The following is a 19327-nucleotide window of genomic DNA, read 5'->3' as shown; positions in this document are numbered from 1 at the left end:
AGAGCACAAAAAAACCCAAACTAAAAGTTTGGGTTTTAAGTGGTACCTCCAGGAATCGAACCAGGGACACAAGGATTTTCAGTCCTTTGCTCTACCAACTGAGCTAAGGTACCATTGCCTTAGCGGATGCAAATATAATATGTTTTTTGATATCTACTAATTAAATCTTAAAAAAATGTGTTGTATTTTTGAAATTCTTTAAAATAAAAAGATGAATCTAATAATAGATGTAGGTAATACAAGAGTTAAGGCTGCTGTTTTTGAGAAAGATACAATTGTTGAGGTTGTTGTTTTTGAAAAAAGAAAAATTTTATCAGAAATAAAAAAAATTTTAAAAAAACATCAAATTGCAATCGGAATTATGTCAAATGTGGCTTCTATTTCTGAATTTAAGATAGAAAAATTAAAGAAATTACTTAATCTTAGAAGAGTATCATCAGCTACAAATGTGCCATTTTCTAATCTTTATAAAACGCCAAAAACTTTAGGAGTAGACAGAATTGCTTTGGTAGCAGGAGCCGTAATTCAATTTAAAAATAAAAATGTTTTAGTAATTGATGCTGGTACTTGTATAACTTTTGATTTTGTAAACTCTAAAGGCGAATATTTAGGAGGAGCAATTTCACCAGGTATAAATATGAGATTTAAGTCTTTAAATAAGTTTACTGCAAACTTACCTATGCTAGAGAAAAATGAAATAGAAGATTTTGTAGGAGGTAATACAAATGAAAGCATGAATTCTGGAGTTGTTAATGGCGTAATTCAAGAAATTGATGGAGTAATAAATCAATATAAAGAAAAATATACAGATTTAACAGTAGTTTTAACAGGTGGAGACACAAATTTCTTGTCAAAACAATTAAAAAGTAGCATATTTGCCAATCAAAATTTTCTCCTTCAAGGATTAAATGAAATATTGATATTTAACATAGACAAATGATTAGAAACATTTTATTAGTTTTTTTACTAATAACTTCTATTGCTGTTACAGCTCAAAGAACAAATTCATCACCTTATTCTTTTTTTGGAGCTGGTGAAGAATTTAACCCACTTACTGTAGAACAAAGTGCAATGGGAGGAATTGGAGTTGCTTTTAGCCATTACAAATATTTAAACTTTACAAATCCTGCAGCTTATGCAGATTTAAAATATACAACATATTCATTTGGTATGTTAAATAATAAGTTAACCATAGATAATGGAAACTCAAAACAATCTTCTAACTCTACAAGTTTAAGTTATTTTACATTGGCTTTTCCTTTAGGCTCTAAAGCAGGTGTTTCTGTTGGTATTCAGCCAGTGTCATCTGTTGGGTATTCATTATCTGATACTAAATTAGTTAATGGAGAAGCTACAGAAGTTACTCTTTATTCTGGTGAAGGTGGTGTAAGTAGAGTTTATGGTAGTTTAGGTTTAAAAATATTTAAAGGATTTTCTGTTGGTATAGAAGCAGGATATAGCTTTGGTAATGTAGAGAATAGTATTACAAATCAAATAGCAAATGTTTCTTTAGCTACAAAATATAAAGAGTCTACTTTAGTAAAAGGAGGTTCTGTAACTTTAGGAACCCAATACAAAAAAGAATTAAAAAATAAATTAATAGTTAGTGGTGGTGCTACTGTTAAATTAGGAAATGAATTAAATGTTACTGGAGATGATTATTTATATTCTTTAACATTTGCTAGTTCAGGAGCCGAATTTGCTAGAGATACAATTTCTCAAAATACTATTGATGGTAAATATAAATTTCCTATTAAAACAACTATTGGAGCAGGTTTAGGTAAATATGATAAATGGTATGTAGGTGTTGAGTATGAAAAGCAAGATGCTATAGAAGCATCAGGGTTTTTAAATACTACAAATGCTGCATATAAATATGGAGAATCTAATAGGTTTTCTTTAGGAGGATATTACCTTCCAAAAATAAACTCAATATCTAGTTATTGGGAAAGAGTAACTTATAGAGCTGGAATACGTTTTGAAAAATCAGGATTATCAGTAAATGGTTCAGGATTAAATACAAATTTTACTCCAGTTGACGACTTTGGCATGTCTTTTGGTCTAGGTTTACCAATGAAACAATTATCAACATTAAACTTAGGGTTTGAGTTTGGTAAAAGAGGAACAACAAATAACAACTTAATTCAAGAAAATTATTTTAACTTTAGATTAGGTTTATCATTAACAGATGTGAATTGGTTTCAAAAAAGAAAAATTGATTAACAAAAAACTAACAAAATGAAGAAAATTACGTTTTTATTAGCTGCAGTTTTATTATTTGCTTCAGCAAAAACAAATGCGCAAGAAGATGCGAAAAGAGAGTGTACAATGAAGTATAATCTTTTTAAAGGAGATTTCCAATCTAAAAAGTATGATGAGGCATATGCTAATTGGATATATTTAATGGATAACTGTAAAGATTTATCTGTAAATATCTATAAGTTTGGTTCTACATTAGCTGAAGATGTTAGAAAAGATCCTGTTTTAGCAAAAAGAGTATATGAGCAAAGGTTACAATTTTTCCCAACTAAAAATCCAGCTAAAGTTCATAGTGATTATGCAACATATTTGTCAAAAAACAAATTAGCTTCTGCAGATGAGATTTTTTCAATTTTAGAAAAAGGATATAATATTGATCCTACTAAAATGGGAGTTAAAAATTTATATGTTTATTTTCAAGGTGTAACAGATAGAAATAAAGATACAAATCCTCAAAAAGTATTTGATACTTATGATGATGTTTTAGAAAACGTAAATAAGAAATTAGAAGGGTATGCTAAGAAATTAGTTCCTTTATCAGATTCTACTAAAGTTTTAGATAAAAGACAAAAAAGTTTAAAAAGAGCTTATACTGTTAACTCTAAAGCATTAGGTACTGTAGAAAGTGGATTAGATAATATTATTTCTGAAATTGCAACTTGTGAAAGATTAGTTCCTCTTTATGAAAGAGATTTTGAAGCAAATAAATCTAACTCTGTTTGGTTAAGAAGAGCAGTATCTAGAATGTTTAAAAAAGGATGTCAAGATGAGCCAATGTATGAAACTTTAGCAAAAGCATATGCAGAAGCAGCTCCATCTCCAGATTCATATTCATTCTATGCAGGTATTTTAGAAAAGAATGGAGATACAAGTGGTGCTGTTGCAATGAGACAAAAAGCATTTGATTTAGAAACAGACCCATTAAAGAAAGCTAAGTATAAATTAAAATTTGCTCAGGCAGCTAAAAGTAGAGGTCAGTTAAGTAGAGCAAGAAGTTTAGCAAGAGAAGCTATTAGCTTTAACCCTAACTTTGGTAGAGCATACTTATTCATTGCAAACTTATATGCTTCTAAAAGTAGTATTAATGGTTGTGGTAAAAGCGAATTCGAAAAAAGAATGGTTTATGTTGCAGCTTTAAATAAAGCAAGAAGAGCAGCATCTGTAGATCCAAGTATTTCTGGTGTAGCAGGAAGATATATTAGAAGTTATAAAGGAAACGTACCAAGTAAAAAAGTAATTTTTACAGCAGGTGTTAATCCAGGAAGTAGCTATACAATTAAATGTTGGATTGGAGAAACTGTTAGAGTTCCTAATTAATATTTAGTGATTAGTTTTAAAAAAATATTACAAAAAAGCATTACTGTGTTAAGTATCACAGTAATGCTTTTTTCTTGTTCTAATAATACACAGGAAGTTAGAGATTTTTTAGCCTCAAAAAACTTACCTATAGGTTCTGCAAAAGATGCATTTCATGTATATAAAGATTCTGGTAGAATAACATCAAAGTTAATAACACCTTTATTATTAGATTTTAGTAATAGAAAGCAACACCCATATAACGAATTTCCAAAAGGAATAAAAATTATAAATTTTGAAGGAAAAGATTCTGTAACTATTACAGGTAATTTTGCCTTGTCTTATTCTAAAACATTGATTTCAGAAATAAAGGGTAATGTTGTGGTGCTAAATCATGCAGAACAATCTAGATTAGAAACAGAACAATTATTTTGGGACCAAAACACAAAGTATTTCTTTTCAGAAAAAGCATTTACTTTAAGTACTTTAAAAGATACAATTTATGGTATTGGTTTTGAATCTAAAGAAGATTTAAGCAAACATTTAGCCAAAAAAACAACTGGTAAATTAGAAACAACAGAAGAATAAATAAGATGAACAAACTTTGGAAATTTTTACAATATGGTTATTTAATAATTGCAGTAATTTGTTTAGTTGAAGGAATTGTAAGGTGGAATGAAGATAGAGAAAAAGCTTATTTATTTCTTGGTGCTTCGATTTTTATTACCTTAGTTTTTTTCTTTAAAAGACATTTTAGAAAAAAAGTAGAAAAACGAAATAATCAAAATAAATAGAACCTAAACTTCTTAATGGAAATTGAAGTTATTATAATCTTTATATCAATTCTCCTTTCCGCTTTTTTTTCGGGAATGGAAATTGCATTTGTTTCAGCAAATAAACTTCATATAGAGTTAGAGAAAAAAAGAGAAGGTTTTATACCAAAAATCTTAAATAAAATCACTCAAAAATCATCAAAATTTATTACCACAATGTTAGTAGGTAATAATATTTCTTTGGTAATTTATAGTTATTATATGGGTAGTTTTTTGGTAGGTGTTCTGCCATTAAAAAATTACAACGATTTTTCGGTACTACTTATACAAACAATTATTTCTACAATAATTATTTTAATAACAGCAGAGTTTTTACCAAAAGCTATTTTTAGAATTTATGCTAATGAAGTTTTAAAAATATTTGCTGTACCTGCCTATGTGTTTTATCTTTTGTTTCATTTCTTTTCAGAATTTATAACCCATATTTCAGATTTTTTCTTGCGTGTTTTTTTTAAAACTAATGCAGATGAAGAACAAACAGAATTTAGTAAAGAAGAATTAGGAAACTATATATCAGAACAATTAGAAACTGGTAATGATGATGATGTAGTAGATTCAGAAATTCAAATTTTTCAAAATGCTTTAGAATTTCAAAATGTAAAAGCAAGAGAAGTTATGGTTCCAAGAACCGAAATTGTTGCTGTAGAAATTCATGAAAAAGTTTCCAAATTAAAAAACATATTTATAGATGCAGGTTTGTCTAAAGTTCTTGTTTATAAAACCTCTTTAGACGATGTAATAGGCTATGTAAACGCTTTTGAATTGTTTAAAAAACCAAAAACAATCAAATCAATTTTATTGCCAGTAGAAATTGTTCCAGAATCTATGATGATTAATGATGTTTTAAACAGTTTAATGAAAAAACGTAAAAGTGTAGCTGTAGTTGTTGATGAGTATGGAGGCACATCTGGAATGATAACTGTAGAAGATATTGTAGAAGAATTATTTGGAGAAATAGAAGATGAACATGATACCCAAGTATTTTTAGAAAAAAAAGTATCAGAAAAAGAGTTTAATTTTTCTGCAAGATTAGAAGTAGATTATTTAAATGAAGAGTACGAATTAGAAATACCAAAATCTGAAGCTTATGAAACTTTAGGAGGTTTTATAATAGAGCATACAGAAAATATTCCTGAAGAAAATGAAGTAGTTGATATAGAGGGTTTTGAAATTAGAATCTTAAAAATGAGTAGTGCTAAAATTGAAGAAGTACACTTAAAAATTAAAGAAGAAGAAGATTAAAAGAAACCTATTCATTTTCAGTTAGTAAAATACACTTTCACTTACAGTTAATAAGTAAAAAATCGGTTGCAATATTAAAACCCAAATCGTATATTCGCCAACTGAAATTAAATAAATGACGTATGGCAGTTTTATCAAAAATTAGAGAACGTTCAATGTTCTTAATCATTATAATTGGTTTAGCACTTTTTGCTTTTGTATTAGATCCATCTACATTAGGTGATTTTTTTAACTCAAGTAAAGTTAACGAAATAGGTGAAATAAATGGAGAATCTATCTCAAGACAAGAATTTGCAGCAGAATTAGAAGCTTACAAGCAACAAGCTGGTAATAGAGTTTCTGAAATGCAAGCAAGTAAAACTGTTTGGGAAAACATTGTAAGAAAAAAAATATATCAAAACCAATTATCAGAAGCAGGTATTACTGTAGGTGAAGCAGATGTTTGGAACGAAGTAATAAACGCACCTTCTGTTAAAGATAGTCCTCAGTTTCAAAATGAAGCTGGTTTATTTGATGAAGGTAAATTCAAACAATTTTTAGCAGATACTAAAGAAAATGATAAAGGTATGTGGGCAGCTTGGTCTAACTACATGAATCAAATTAGAGACAATGCAGAAAGAAATACTTACAACAATTTAGTTGCTGCAGGTTTAGGTTCTTCTTTAAAAGAAGGAGAATTTCAGTATTTTTCTGATAACACAAAATTAAATTCTCAGTTTGTTTATATTCCTTATACTACAATTGCAGATAGTTTAATTACTGTTTCTAAATCTGAAATAGATGCTTACATAAAATCAAATGAAAATGATTTTAAAGTAGATGAATCTAGAGATCTATCTTATGTACAATTTAATATTGCACCTACTACAGATGATGAGAATAATATTAAAAACGAAGTTAACGGTTTAGTTGAAGATTTTAAATTAGCAACAAATGATGTTGAGTTTTTAAGCGAAAATGATTCTGATACAAATATAGACGCTAATTTTAAATTTGAAAACCAAGTTAGTAAAACTGTAGCTTCAGATATTTTTAAAGGAGCTAAAGGAGATGTTTTTGGACCCTATAAAGATCAAGGATTCTTTAAAATTTCTAAAATTACAGAAGTTTCTAAAATGCCAGATTCTGCAAAAGCAAGTCATATTTTAATTCCGTTTTTAGGAGCACAAAGAGTAGCACAAGATGTTACTAGAACAGAAGAAGAAGCTAAGAAATTAGCAGATAGTATTTTATCTGTTGTAAAAAGAAGAAAAAGTAAATTTGCAGATTTAGCAAAAGAATTTTCTTCAGATAGAGGTTCTGCAGATAAAGGTGGTTTTTATGATTGGTTTAACTATTCTAGAATGACTCCAGAATTTAGAGATTTTGTTTTTGAAGGAAAAACAGGTGATATAGATGTTGTTAAAACCCCTTTTGGATTTCATGTAATTAAAATTGATGGTCAAAAAAATAACCAAACTGTTGTGAAATTAGCTACTTACGGTAGAAAAATTATTGCTTCAGAAACTACTGAAAATGAAGTTTTTCAAAAAGCAGAGCAATTTGCTTTAGATACTTCTAAAGATAAAAAGTTCTTTGCAATTGCAAAAGAAAACAAATACGTTACAAGACCAGCAATTGGTTTAAAAGTTTTAGATGAAAATGTTCCTGGTTTAGGAAACCAAAGACAAATTGTTTCATGGGCTTTTAATAATAGTACTAAACCTGGAGACTTTAAACGTTTTGATTTAGAAGGTAGTCATGTTGTAGCATTTGTAACAGCTAAAACTGAAAAAGGATTAATGTCTGCTGCAAAAGCAACAAGTAGAGTTAAACCAATTTTAATTAAGCAAAAGAAAGCAAAATTAATTGCAGAAAAACTTAATGGAAGTACTTTACAAGATCTTGCAAAAGAAAATAATACTACTGTTAGAAACTCTAACAATGTTACTTTAAAAAGCCCAACTTTATCAGGAGCAGGTTCTGAGCCTAAAATTGTAGGAGCTATGTTTAATGCAGAATTAAATAAAGTTTATAAAAACATAGAAGGTAATAGAGGTGTGTATTCTTTTGTAGTAACAAAGAAAGATTTACCAACAGCTTTACCAAACTATGAAACTGCTAGAAAATCTATAGCTGATGCTAGAAAAAGAAAAACATATGCAATATATGAAGCTATTAAAAAAGCTTCTAAAATTGAAGATTCTAGAGCTAACTTATATGTAGGAAACTAATTTAAGTTTAAATAATAAATATTAAATCCGTTCAAGAAATTGAACGGATTTTTTTTGTTTTAAACATCTAGTTAATGTTTAAATTTAACTCAAAAAAAACCTTCTTGATTTTACTCAAAAAGGTTTTTAGTATTTATTTAAATAGGTTTTAACCATTCATAGAAATTAAAAACTCTTCATTATTCTTAGAGAACTTTATTCTTTCGTTAATAAATTCCATTGCTTCAATAGGATTCATATCTGCAAGGTATTTACGTAAAACCCACATTCTTTGTACGTTTTTATCTTCTAATAATAAATCATCACGTCTTGTAGAAGATTTAATTAAATCGATTGCAGGATAAATTCTTCTGTTAGAAATGTTTCTATCTAATTGAAGTTCCATATTACCAGTACCTTTAAATTCTTCAAAGATTACTTCATCCATTTTAGAACCTGTTTCTGTTAATGCTGTTGCAATAATAGTTAAAGAACCACCATTTTCAATGTTTCTAGCAGCTCCAAAGAAACGTTTTGGTTTGTGTAGTGCATTTGCATCAATACCACCAGAAAGTATCTTACCAGAAGCAGGAGCAACAGTGTTGTAAGCTCTAGCTAAACGTGTAATAGAATCTAAAAGAATAACAACATCATGTCCACATTCTACTAATCTTTTTGCTTTTTCTAAAACAATATTAGCAACTCGTACATGTTTATCTGCAGGCTCATCAAAAGTAGAAGCTACAACCTCACCTCTAACACTTCTTTGCATATCTGTAACTTCTTCTGGACGTTCATCAATTAATAAAACAATTTGATAAACTTCTGGATGATTTGTTGCAATTGCTTTAGCAACATCCTTTAATAACATGGTTTTACCAGTTTTAGGTTGCGCTACAATCATACCACGTTGTCCTTTTCCAATAGGAGAAAATAAATCTATAATTCTAGTAGATAAAGAACTTCCTTTTTCTGCTAAATTGAATTTTTCTTGCGGAAATAAAGGTGTAAGGTGTTCAAAAGAAACTCTATCTCTAACAATGTTAGGGTTTAATCCATTAATTTTTGAAACTCTTATTAAAGGGAAATACTTTTCACCTTCTTTTGGTGGGCGCACATTTCCTCTTACAGTATCTCCAGTTTTTAAACCAAATAATTTAATTTGAGATTGAGATACATAAATATCATCTGGAGAAGATAAATAGTTATAATCAGAAGAACGTAAAAATCCATAACCATCTGGCATCATTTCTAATACTCCTTCACTTTCAATAATTCCGTCAAATTCAAAATCAGGATCTCTATATCTATTGTTAGATTTATTACCTCTACTTACTTGAGGTTTTTTATCTCGATTTTGATTCTGATTTTTGTTTTTATTTTGTTGATTTTTATGCTGAGGCTTATTAGGCTGGTTTTTGTTTTGCTGAGGTTTATTCTGCTGAGGTTTGTTTGGTACGTTAGCAGTTTTTTCTTCAGTTTCTTTTTTTACTTCAACAGTTTCTTCAGTTGTATTTTCAGCTTTTTTAGGAGCTGTTTCTTTAGCCAAAGGTTTAGGTTGAGGTGTTTTTACCTGTTTAGGTTTTTCTACAGTTTTTTCTTCAGTAGTAACTTCTTTTTTAGCTTTAGTAGCTGTAGAAGTTTTTGAGACACGTTTTCTCTTTGGTTTTTCTGTTTTTGGTTTAGAATCTTTTTCTGAAGAAGAAGTTGTAATTTTTGTAGGGTTTGCTGCTTGGGTATCTAAAATTTGATACACTAAATCTAATTTTTTAAGTTGACTCGTCTTAGTAAGACCAATAGATTTTGCAATTACTTGTAAATCAGCAAGTGTTTTTGCTTTTAGTTCTGAGATTTCGAACATTCTTTATATGTTAAGTTAAAAGTAAATCTTATTAAATTGAATAAGACTAATTATAATTTTTTTGTTAGATTTTATATATTGTATATAGTACTATACAATTTTTCTGTGCGGTTATTATAATACAAATATATACAAATTTTTTAAGTTTTTGGTTTTCTTTTTAAAAAAGAAAGTTCTACTTTTGTATTCTTATTTTTTAAGATGATTCAGAGAATACAGAGTATTTATTTATTAATAGCAACAGCCATTTCTGGAGGTTTAATATTTGTATTTGATTTATGGAGCAATCTTAAAAATGAAATTTTTGCATTGGATTTATTTTCTAGAGAATCTATTCTTTTAAAGTTTATTCCTTTGTTATTTTTGCTTTCTGCAGCTGTATCTTTTTTAGATATATTTTTATTTAAAAATAGAAAGTTACAATTTGTAGTTGGGCGTTTAGTTATTTTGATTAATCTTTTTTTATTAGGATTATTGATTTATGTATCTCTAACTTTACCTGGAGAAGTTTCGATTTCGGAGAAAGGTATTGGGATGTTCTTACCAATTTTAGTTATTTTGCTTATTGTTTTAGCAAATAAAGCTATTAAAAAGGATGAAGATCTTGTAAAATCTGTAGATAGATTACGATAAACCTTAGATATTTATTTAGTGCGCGATAAAAAACCGAGAAATTATTCTCGGTTTTTTTTATTTAGACTCATTTTTAGTTATTAAAATTTTCATATCAGATTAATTTGTACTTTTATACGCCTAAATTTAATGAAAGCATATTTTTTAAAATATTAAAAATCAAATAATTATGATTTTCTTCTCACGGAAAACAGTGATGCTTCTCACGGAAAACAGTGAGATGAAAATTTCACTGAAAATGGGGATTGTGTAATCTTAATATCTCCTATAAATTTGTAAAGTAAAAATGAAAGAAAAGATATACGTTCACGTAGCTGATGATCATAAAATATTAATTGAAGGGATCATAGCTGTAATAAATACTGATAAAGATATAGAGATTAAAGGTTATTCTTTAACAGGACAAGAAGTAATTGATTGGTTTAGTCAAAAAGAAAATTCAGCTGATGTTTTAGTATTAGATATTACAATGCCAGTTTTAGATGGTTTTCAGGTTTTAAAACATTTTAAGAAAAAACGAATAGACCAAAAAGTAATAATATTATCTAGTTACGATGATGTTAAAATTGTTCAAGAAACTTTAAATCTTGGTTGTAAAGGATACATCTCTAAAAACAATGCAGGAGAGCATATAGTTAATGCTATAAAAGCTGTTGCTAATGGAGAACAATACTTTAGTAGTGATATACAAAGTGTTCTTTTAAAATCAATATCAGGACAAATGGTACCTCAAGGTGAGATGCCAGATAAGTTTTTATTAGATAGTTTAACAGAAAGAGAGTTAGATGTTCTTAAATTAATTACAAAAGAATATAGTACTATTGAAATGGCAGATTTAATGAATTTAAGTGTCAATACAATAGAAACATATAGAAAAAGTTTATTAAAAAAATTAAATGTAAAAAATGCAGTAGGTTTAGCAATGTATGCAGTAAAAAACAAAATAGTATAGTTCCTATCCCCAAAAAAATAACTAAAAGAGCTTTGGTTTATTCAAACCCGTCCCCTAAAAGCTTTTTAGTTTAAAGAAACACTATTTGTTGCATACATTGTAATCTACTTAAAACAATAAAATAAATATAATTTAACCCCGCCCCTAAATAACCCAAACAAAGTATTAAACACATTTCCCATTATGAAAAATTTTAACTTATTTGCATTAGTAGCGTCGTTAACTTTAGTATTCTCTTCTTGTTCAACAAACGAAACAATTTTACCAGAAGAACAATCTGTAGATTTATTAAAAACATATACAGTAAAAAGAGATGCAACAGGTGTATATTCTATAGACTATAACTTAAATAGTAATGCAACTTCAGAAAGTGTTCTTGATGATAACACCAACACTAAAAATATTTACTTATATTCGTCAGATAATCAATCTAGTAGAAAAGTAACTCAAGATTTAACAATAGATGGAACACAACTTAAAGTTGGTTTTATAGATACAAATACAGATAAATCTCATAATATTACAATTTCTGATGATAACCTTACAGTTGCAAGAAAAACAGATAATAAAAAATTAAAAGATTACAGTATTTCTAGTAATTTAGATGGTACATATACATTAGATTTTGCTGTTAATAACAAAGTTAAAGTTGATTTTGTATTTAATGAGGAAGCTAATATTTATGAAATTCATTTAGAAGAAGGAAAAGGAGGAGAAACAAATTTTTCTAGAGTTTTAGAAAAAGAAGCTGGAGAACCATTAAAGTTTGATTTTGTTAATCATATTTCTAATGTTCAGGCAAAAGGAACTTCTGAGGTGTTATTAATAAGAAAACCTCAAGGTATTATAATTTAATATAACAATATAGTTTTGAGATTAAACATTGCGTTAATAGTAGTTTTACTGTTATCAAATTATAAAATATATTCTAAAAGTAAAGGAGTTGCATTCAATGCAACTTCTTCTTTTATTGTACAAATTGATTCTTTTTCTACAAAATATCTTAACGCAAAAAAATTATATGAAAAAGAAGAATATAGTAGTTCTTTAAGATTGTCTTTATCTCTAATAGAAGGAAATAATACATTAAAAACAGAAGAAATAATTTTAGCAAATCAATTAATAGCTAAAATATTTTTTGCAACAAGAAACAATAGAAATGCTATTAAATATTATAAAAAAACACTTAATTATCTAAATAATTATTCAAAAGATAAAACTGCATTTGACAGCAAAAAAAATATTGACTTTAAATATAATGACATAATTGCTGAAAGCTATTTAGACCTAGGAAGTTCATATTATAGATTAAATAATATTAATGAATTAAAAAAAGATAAAGACAGCGCTTTACACTTTTATAATGAAGTAGATAATTTAAATGTTATTAATGATAATGTTTTTCAAGTAAAATCGAGAGCTTATACCAATTTATCTGTTATATATATGAATGATAGTCTTTATGATAAGGCTAAATATTATGCAAACAAAGCAATAAGTATTCATAAAAAACTTGGTAACAAAGTAAATCAAGCAGCTGCATTAGGAAATTTATCAAGTATAAATTTATCTGAAAGTAATTTTAAAGAAGCAAAAAGAATTTATTTTGAAGCTTTAGATTTAATTAGAAATGAAAAAAGTAATGAAGCTTTAATTGTTAGGGAAAAACTTTACTTTAACCTTGCTTACAATTTATATATTTTAAAAGATTATAAAGCTTATGATTATCAAGAGCTTTCTTATAGTTTAAAAGACACTCTGAGACAAAAAGAGTTTAAAGGCATTATTGATGAAATTAATGCTGAATACAACTTTAATGTTAAAAAAAACTTGTTACTAAAAGAAGAAGAAAATAAACGTCTTAAAGATCAAAGAATCTTTTGGGTAATAGGTATCGTTTCAATTATAATTATTCTGTCTTTATTGTTTTGGTTAAACTACTATAAATTAAAACAAAAAAATTTAGGACTTAAACTTTCTCAATCTCAATTAATTCAGAATCAAAATATTGAAAAAATAAGATCAGAATCTCAAGCAAGAATTTTAAATGCAACTATTGATGGTAAAGAATCTGAAAGAAAACAAATTGCAGAAACTTTACACGATAGTGTAAGTGCATTATTATCTTCTGCAAATCTTCACTTACAAGCTACAAGGAGTCAATTTAATGGTAAAACACCTATAGAAATAGATAAAACACAAGAAATTATTACAGAAGCTTCTCAAAAAATTAGAGATTTATCTCATACTTTGGTGTCATCAGTTTTACTAAAATTTGGTTTAGAATATGCAGTAAAAGATATAGCAGATAAATATTCTAACTCGCAAATAACTATAAATACAGAAATTGGAGAAACCAGAAGATATCATCAAAATTTTGAAATTAAAGTATATAATATTATTCAAGAGTTTGTAAATAATATTTTAAAACATAGTAATGCTAAAAGTGCTATGATAGAAATTGCAGAAATTGAAGGTAAATTATCTATTAAAATTGCTGATGATGGAATAGGTTTTGATAAAACTTTAATTACCAATAAAGATGGTTTAGGGTTAAATCAAATTGAAGCTAGAATTCAAATGATGCAGGGAGATTTCTTAATTGATTCTGTTAAAAATAACGGAACTGTAATCCATGTTTTACTACCTATTTTAGAAAAAGAAGAAATTAACCTCGTTTAGAAAGTTCTATAATTTCCATATTTTTAATCTCGCCATTATCTAATTCAAATCGTAACATAGTTCTTATTTTATGAAAACCATGATTGCCAGCAGCTCCTGGGTTTAAATGTAATAAATTAAGCTTTTTGTCATATTGAACTTTTAAAATATGAGAATGACCAGAAATAAATATTTTAGGCGGATTTAACTTTATTTCCTCTCTAATTCTCTGGTAATATTTATTAGGATAGCCACCAATATGTGTTATCCAAACCGATACTTTTTCTACTTCAAACTTGTTGTCTAAAGGAAACTCTGCTCTTGCATCAGCACCATCAATATTACCAAATACTGCACGTAAAGGTTTTAATTTTTTTAAAGTATCTGTAACTTCTAAATTACCAATATCACCAGCATGCCAAATTTCATCAGCTTGTTTTACAAACTTTAAAATTTGATTGTCAATAAAACCATGAGTGTCAGATAATAGTAAGATTTTCTTCATGTAAAGAAATAGTAAGAAAAGTTTAACGTCTCAATTATCTTCAAATGTAATCATAACAAAATAAATTCCGTAATTTTGAAGGCTACTAAAAACAAAATTTCTTGAGGTATTTTATAGAACTTTCTTATAATGGTAAAAACTATCATGGTTGGCAAATTCAACCAGATGTAATTTCTGTACAAGAAAAATTAAACAAAGCTGTAAGTACAATTTTTCAAGAAAAAATAGAAGTAGTTGGTGCAGGAAGAACAGATACAGGAGTTCATGCTTCACAAATGTTTGCTCATTTTGATATAGAAAAAGAACCCAAAGGAGATATACCACATAAGTTAAATTCTCTTTTACCACATGACATTGTTGTGTATGATTTTTTTTCTGTTGATAATGAAAAACATGCACGTTTTGATGCAAAAAGTAGAAGTTATGAATATAAAATATGGTTGGGTAGAAATCCTTTTTTATTAGATTTTTCTTGGCAAATTCATTCTCAGAATTTAGATTTAAATTTAATGAATGAAGCCGCAAAATTATTATTAGAATATACAGATTTTCAAACTTTTTCTAAAGTAAAAACAGATGTGTATACTTATAATTGTAATGTAACAGAAGCAGTTTGGAAACAAGTTGATAATGAATTGATTTTTTACATAACTGCAAATCGATTTTTAAGAAATATGGTTAGGGCCATTGTTGGTACTTTGGTAGATGTCGGTTTAGGAAAAATTTCTAAAGAAGATTTTAGAAAAATAATAGAAAGTAAAAACAGAAGTAATGCAGGTTTGTCTGTTCCAGCAAAAGGGTTATTTTTAACAAAAATAAAATATTAAATTTTGGCAGATAAAACAGGAAAAGCGTTCGATTTACAAATCTTTTTAAGATTGATGTCTTTTGCTAAACGTTATAAATTAAACTTTTTTATAGCTACTGCGTCTACGATATTATTAGCTATAGTAGCTCTTATAAACCCAATATTAATAAAAGAAACAGTAGATAAATATATTACAGAAAAAGATTCTCAAGGTCTTATAAATAATATTTTATTAATGTTTGGTATTGTACTTTTAGAAGTACTTCTTCGTTTTTCATTTATATATTTTGCAAACTGGGTTGGACAACACATTATTAGAGATATAAGAGCAAAAATATTTAGACATATATTACAGTTTAAAATGTCTTATTTTGATACTAATTCTGTAGGTAAATTAGTTACAAGGGTTGTTTCTGATATAGAAACCATTGCAGCTTTTTTTAGTAGTGGAGTATTTACAATTGTTAGTGATGTACTTCAAATGTTTGCAGTAGCAGCTCTTATGTTTTTTCTTAATTGGAAACTTGCTATTATAGCTTTAGCAGTGTTACCAATTTTAATCTATGCTACCAGAATTTTTCAACAAGCAATTAAAGCTACTTTTCAAGAAGTTAGAAATCAAGTAGCTAATTTAAATGGATTTGTACAAGAGAGAGTTACAGGAATGAAAATTGTGCAACTTTTTAATAGAGAAAGAATAGAGTATAAAAACTTTAAAGATATTAATGATAAACATAAAGAAGCATATATAAAAACCATTTGGTACTTTTCTATTTTCTTTCCAATTGCAGAAATATTATCGTCAATAGGTATTGGTTTAATAGTTTGGTTTGGAAGCAAACAAATTATAGGAGGTATTGTTGAAGGTCCAGGAACTGTAATGGCTTTTGTACAATTGGCACAAATGTTATTTAGACCTTTACGTCAAATTGCAGATAAGTTTAATCAATTACAAATGGGTATTGTTTCTGGAGAACGTGTTTTTAAAGTAATTGATACACAAAGTAGTATTGTAAAAAACGGAACTATTAAAGCAGAAAAACTAAAAGGAAATATTTCATTTAAAGATGTTAGATTTAGTTATGTAGAAAACGAAGAAGTTTTAAAAGGGATTTCTTTAGATGTAAAAAGCGGACAAACAATTGCTATTGTAGGTGCTACAGGAGCTGGAAAATCTACAATTATCAATTTAATAAATCGTTTTTATGAAATTGATAGTGGTACTATTTGTGTAGATGATATTTCTATAAATGAATATGATTTAGAAACTTTACGAAATCAGGTTGCAGTTGTTTTACAAGATGTTTTTTTATTTTCAGACTCAATTTTAAATAATATCACTTTAAAGAATCATAATATTTCTCTTGAAGAAGTTAAAGATGCTGCTAAACAAATTGGTATTCACAATTTTATAATGACACTTCCTGGAGATTATAATTATAATGTAAAAGAACGTGGAGCAATGCTTTCTTCTGGTCAAAGACAATTAATTGCTTTTCTTAGAGCTTATGTAAGTAAACCTAGCATTTTAATTTTAGACGAAGCAACTTCTTCTGTAGATTCTCATGCAGAACAAATGATTCAGTATGCAACAGAAACAATTACAAAAGGTAGAACTTCAATTGTAATTGCTCATAGATTAGCTACAATTAAACAAGCTGATAAAATTATTGTAATGGACAAAGGTTTAATTGTTGAGGAAGGAACTCATACCCAACTTCTAGAAAAAGAAAATGGTTATTACAAAAATTTATATGACAAACAATTTAGTGTAGATATAGCATCTTAAGCTAGTCTATTATTTATGTTGCTTTACCCTGTTATTGTGTTGGTTCATCTATTTTTAGCAAACGTGTAGCTATAAATTATAGTAAATTTACTACTCAATTTAAAAATCAAATCAACAAAATGAAAAAAATCGTATTAACAGTATTAGCAATTGGAACATTGGTTTTTACTTCTTGTAAATCAGAAAAAAAAGAAGTTAAAGACATTACTAAAGATGTAGAAAAAGTAGTTGTAGAAACTAAAAAAGAAGTTGTAGAAGAAACTAAAGAGGTAGTAGAAGAAGTAAAGAAAGGTTTAACTTCTGCACTAGAAGGAATTACTATTCCTAGTTTTTCTAACGAAGCAGTTTCTAAAAACTTATTAGAATACTCTCAATACGCAAAAAATTACATTGATGCTAAAGGAAACTTAGCTAAAATTACTGGTATGGCCTCAAAAGGTGCATCATTATTAAAGCAAGGAAAAGAATTAGCTTCTAAATTAGATGCAAGTGAGTTAACAAAATACAAAAGTGTTTTATCTCAAATTCAAGCAAAAATGGCACCTTCTAAATAAGTTGGTTCTATTGTATAAAAAAAGGTTCTCTATATAGAGAACCTTTTTTTATATCAAATCTTTTTTAAGTTTTTCATTAAGCTCATTATAATCTGAGTAAAGTTCAAAGCTTCCGTCTTTTATATAAGATATTTCTCCTGTTTCTTCAGAAACTAATAAACAAACAGCATCTGTTTTTTCTGATACTCCAATAGCTGCTCTGTGTCTTAATCCAAATCTTGCAGGAATTTTAGTGCTGTCAGAAATTGGTAAAACTACTCTAGTAGCTACAATAAAATTATCTCTTATAATTAATGCTCCATCATGTAAAGGACTGTTTTTATAAAAGATACTTTCTAAAATAGCTTCATTTACCAAAGCATTCATACTATCTCCAGTACTTATTAAAAAATCTAAGGCGTTTGTACGTTCAATAACTATTAAAGCTCCTGTTTTTGTTTTAGATAATTTTTTACAGGCTTCAAGAATTACTTCAGAATCTATTTCAGAACCTATTTCTGTTTGTAAAAATTTTAATTGTTTTAGAAAACTTCGTTTATTGGTAAAATTTGTAGTACCAATCATTAATAAGAATTTTCTTATTTCTTGCTGAAAAACAATGATTAAAGCCACAACACCACCACCTAAAAGGGTTCCTAAAATACCACTAAGCATTTCCATTTTTAAGGCTTCTGTAATTTTCCAAATAACAAAAACAATGGCAATACCAATAACAATATTTATGGCAACTGTACCTTTTAGTAATTTGTAAATGTAAAAGAGTAGTGTTGCCACTAATAGTATGTCTAAAACATCTAACAAAGAAAATTCAATAAAATCTAACATGTAAATTACCTGATTTTAGGCTAAAGTACTAATAAATTTGTTCATTTCAATATCAGTTATTTATTTCTGCATCAGATATTAATAATGGATATTTTTCTCGAATCAATTTTATTTTTTCTTGAATGTTTTTATCTTTTTTATTAGACTTTTTATATTCTTCTAATAGCGTTTCATAATTTTTGTTATATAGTTTTACTGATAATTTATTTCTTAAAAATGTATAAGAAGAATTTAAAATATCTAAGGTATTAATATAGGTTTCGTAATTTGTTAATCTATCTGTTTTTATAGAAATAATTGCTTTTGATGGATGATCTGAAGATGTTTTTAATTGCAATCCATTACACCAATCGCATTTTTTTTTGTTGATGTCTAAACCACCACCATTATCTATAAAATTAATGGCAATCTGTTTTAAATTTTTAAAAGGAATTGTATTTCCATCTACAAATAGAGCATTGTTTTTATTAATGTTTACTTCTAAAATATTACGTTCATTAATGTCTATTATTGGTGGAGTTTCTTGTTTTGGAGGTATTTTGCTTGATATTCCTGCATCTACACTCATAGTTGTAGTTACCAAGAAAAAGATTAATAATAAAAATGCAATGTCTGCCATAGAACCTGCATTAATTTCTGGTGATTCTTTTCTACTCATAATTTCTAGTTTTTAAAAGTTAATAAATGGTTGTAATGTTTCTTCGAGCATAATCGAGAAATCATTATTTTATTAAAGTTTAACTAGTTGAGTTTTTGGTGTTAACATAATTTTAACAAAAAGAGTGCCAAGAAAAATTAAGTACGTTATTATGAGGAAGAATGACGAAGTTATCTGAATGTTTAGAATTCTTAATTAAGAGATTGCTTCATTCTTCGCAATGACAGAAAGTTTGCAAACAAGTTTAGCCCTGATTGAA

18 protein-coding genes and 1 tRNA gene are annotated in these 19327 nt (G+C 27.4%); 14 read left to right on the top strand and 5 right to left on the bottom strand.

Going from position 1 to position 19327, the window contains the following annotated elements; all coding sequences use genetic code 11:
• Positions 1-40 precede the first annotated feature (40 nt).
• Positions 41-113, bottom strand: a tRNA-Phe gene (locus MPF13_RS09300).
• A 98-nt stretch (positions 114-211) separates the two neighbouring features.
• Here MPF13_RS09300 and MPF13_RS09295 point away from each other — a divergent pair.
• The 7 genes from MPF13_RS09295 (at position 212) to MPF13_RS09265 (ending at position 7843) form a co-directional block, all read left to right on the top strand.
• Complete coding sequence (locus tag MPF13_RS09295; RefSeq protein WP_249982230.1) at positions 212-940, top strand: type III pantothenate kinase; 729 nt, start codon at positions 212-214, stop codon at positions 938-940.
• On the top strand, positions 937-2223 hold the full coding sequence (gene bamG / locus MPF13_RS09290; RefSeq protein ID WP_249982229.1) for a BamG family beta-barrel-assembly machinery protein: 1287 nt from the start codon (positions 937-939) through the stop codon (positions 2221-2223). Before MPF13_RS09295 ends, bamG begins: the two co-directional genes overlap by 4 nt.
• Positions 2224-2238: 15 nt before the next feature.
• The gene (locus MPF13_RS09285) at positions 2239-3576 is read left to right on the top strand and encodes a tetratricopeptide repeat protein (protein ID WP_249982227.1); all 1338 of its coding nucleotides are present in this window, start codon (positions 2239-2241) and stop codon (positions 3574-3576) included.
• Between the two features lie 45 nt (positions 3577-3621).
• Positions 3622-4143, top strand: coding sequence for an LPS export ABC transporter periplasmic protein LptC (gene lptC / locus MPF13_RS09280; RefSeq protein WP_249982226.1), 522 nt, complete (start codon positions 3622-3624; stop codon positions 4141-4143).
• Positions 4144-4148: 5 nt separating this feature from the next.
• Complete coding sequence (locus MPF13_RS09275) at positions 4149-4349, top strand: hypothetical protein (RefSeq protein ID WP_249982225.1); 201 nt, start codon at positions 4149-4151, stop codon at positions 4347-4349.
• 15 nt (positions 4350-4364) lie between these two features.
• Complete coding sequence (locus MPF13_RS09270; RefSeq protein ID WP_284041179.1) at positions 4365-5630, top strand: hemolysin family protein; 1266 nt, start codon at positions 4365-4367, stop codon at positions 5628-5630.
• 122 nt (positions 5631-5752) lie between these two features.
• Entirely contained in the window at positions 5753-7843 is a 2091-nt protein-coding gene (locus MPF13_RS09265) for a peptidylprolyl isomerase (protein ID WP_249982222.1), read from the top strand.
• A 148-nt stretch (positions 7844-7991) separates the two neighbouring features.
• Here the strand turns inward: MPF13_RS09265 and rho are convergent, their stop codons facing one another.
• Positions 7992-9683, bottom strand: coding sequence for a transcription termination factor Rho (rho, locus tag MPF13_RS09260; RefSeq protein ID WP_249982220.1), 1692 nt, complete (start codon positions 9681-9683; stop codon positions 7992-7994).
• Positions 9684-9884: 201 nt separating this feature from the next.
• Between rho and MPF13_RS09255 the strand changes: the two genes are divergently transcribed.
• The 4 genes from MPF13_RS09255 to MPF13_RS09240 all read left to right on the top strand — a co-directional run bounded on the left by MPF13_RS09255 (position 9885) and on the right by MPF13_RS09240 (position 13950).
• Positions 9885-10316, top strand: a complete 432-nt coding sequence (locus tag MPF13_RS09255; RefSeq protein WP_249982219.1) for a DUF4293 domain-containing protein — start codon at positions 9885-9887, stop codon at positions 10314-10316.
• 286 nt (positions 10317-10602) lie between these two features.
• A complete protein-coding gene (locus MPF13_RS09250) occupies positions 10603-11268 on the top strand; it encodes a response regulator (RefSeq protein WP_249982218.1) in 666 nt (221 codons plus the stop codon).
• 183 nt (positions 11269-11451) lie between these two features.
• The gene (locus MPF13_RS09245) at positions 11452-12123 is read left to right on the top strand and encodes a hypothetical protein (protein WP_249982217.1); all 672 of its coding nucleotides are present in this window, start codon (positions 11452-11454) and stop codon (positions 12121-12123) included.
• A gap of 15 nt (positions 12124-12138) precedes the next feature.
• Positions 12139-13950, top strand: a complete 1812-nt coding sequence (locus tag MPF13_RS09240) for a tetratricopeptide repeat-containing sensor histidine kinase (protein ID WP_249982216.1) — start codon at positions 12139-12141, stop codon at positions 13948-13950.
• Here the strand turns inward: MPF13_RS09240 and MPF13_RS09235 are convergent.
• A complete protein-coding gene (locus MPF13_RS09235) occupies positions 13937-14434 on the bottom strand; it encodes a metallophosphoesterase family protein (protein ID WP_249982215.1) in 498 nt (165 codons plus the stop codon). The two genes, MPF13_RS09240 and MPF13_RS09235, sit on opposite strands and share 14 nt — an antisense overlap.
• 101 nt (positions 14435-14535) lie before the next feature.
• Between MPF13_RS09235 and truA the strand changes: the two genes are divergently transcribed.
• From truA to MPF13_RS09220, 3 genes are all read left to right on the top strand, one after another.
• A complete protein-coding gene (truA, locus tag MPF13_RS09230) occupies positions 14536-15261 on the top strand; it encodes a tRNA pseudouridine(38-40) synthase TruA (protein ID WP_249982214.1) in 726 nt (241 codons plus the stop codon).
• A 3-nt stretch (positions 15262-15264) separates the two neighbouring features.
• Positions 15265-17031 carry an ABC transporter ATP-binding protein gene (locus MPF13_RS09225; protein WP_249982213.1) on the top strand — a complete coding sequence of 589 codons (1767 nt, stop codon included), beginning with the start codon at positions 15265-15267 and terminating at the stop codon, positions 17029-17031.
• A 119-nt stretch (positions 17032-17150) separates the two neighbouring features.
• Positions 17151-17585 carry a hypothetical protein gene (locus MPF13_RS09220; protein ID WP_249982212.1) on the top strand — a complete coding sequence of 145 codons (435 nt, stop codon included), beginning with the start codon at positions 17151-17153 and terminating at the stop codon, positions 17583-17585.
• A 48-nt stretch (positions 17586-17633) separates the two neighbouring features.
• On the opposite strand, the gene cdaA is transcribed toward MPF13_RS09220, so the two are convergent.
• Entirely contained in the window at positions 17634-18410 is a 777-nt protein-coding gene (gene cdaA, locus MPF13_RS09215; protein WP_249982211.1) for a diadenylate cyclase CdaA, read from the bottom strand.
• Positions 18411-18462: 52 nt separating this feature from the next.
• Positions 18463-19068 carry an ExbD/TolR family protein gene (locus tag MPF13_RS09210; protein ID WP_249982210.1) on the bottom strand — a complete coding sequence of 202 codons (606 nt, stop codon included), beginning with the start codon at positions 19066-19068 and terminating at the stop codon, positions 18463-18465.
• Between the last annotated feature and the right edge of the window lie 259 nt (positions 19069-19327).

This window comes from Polaribacter sp. Z022, assembly GCF_023555495.1.
GTDB lineage: Bacteria > Bacteroidota > Bacteroidia > Flavobacteriales > Flavobacteriaceae > Polaribacter.
This window is presented reverse-complemented; position numbering and strand designations above follow the sequence as displayed.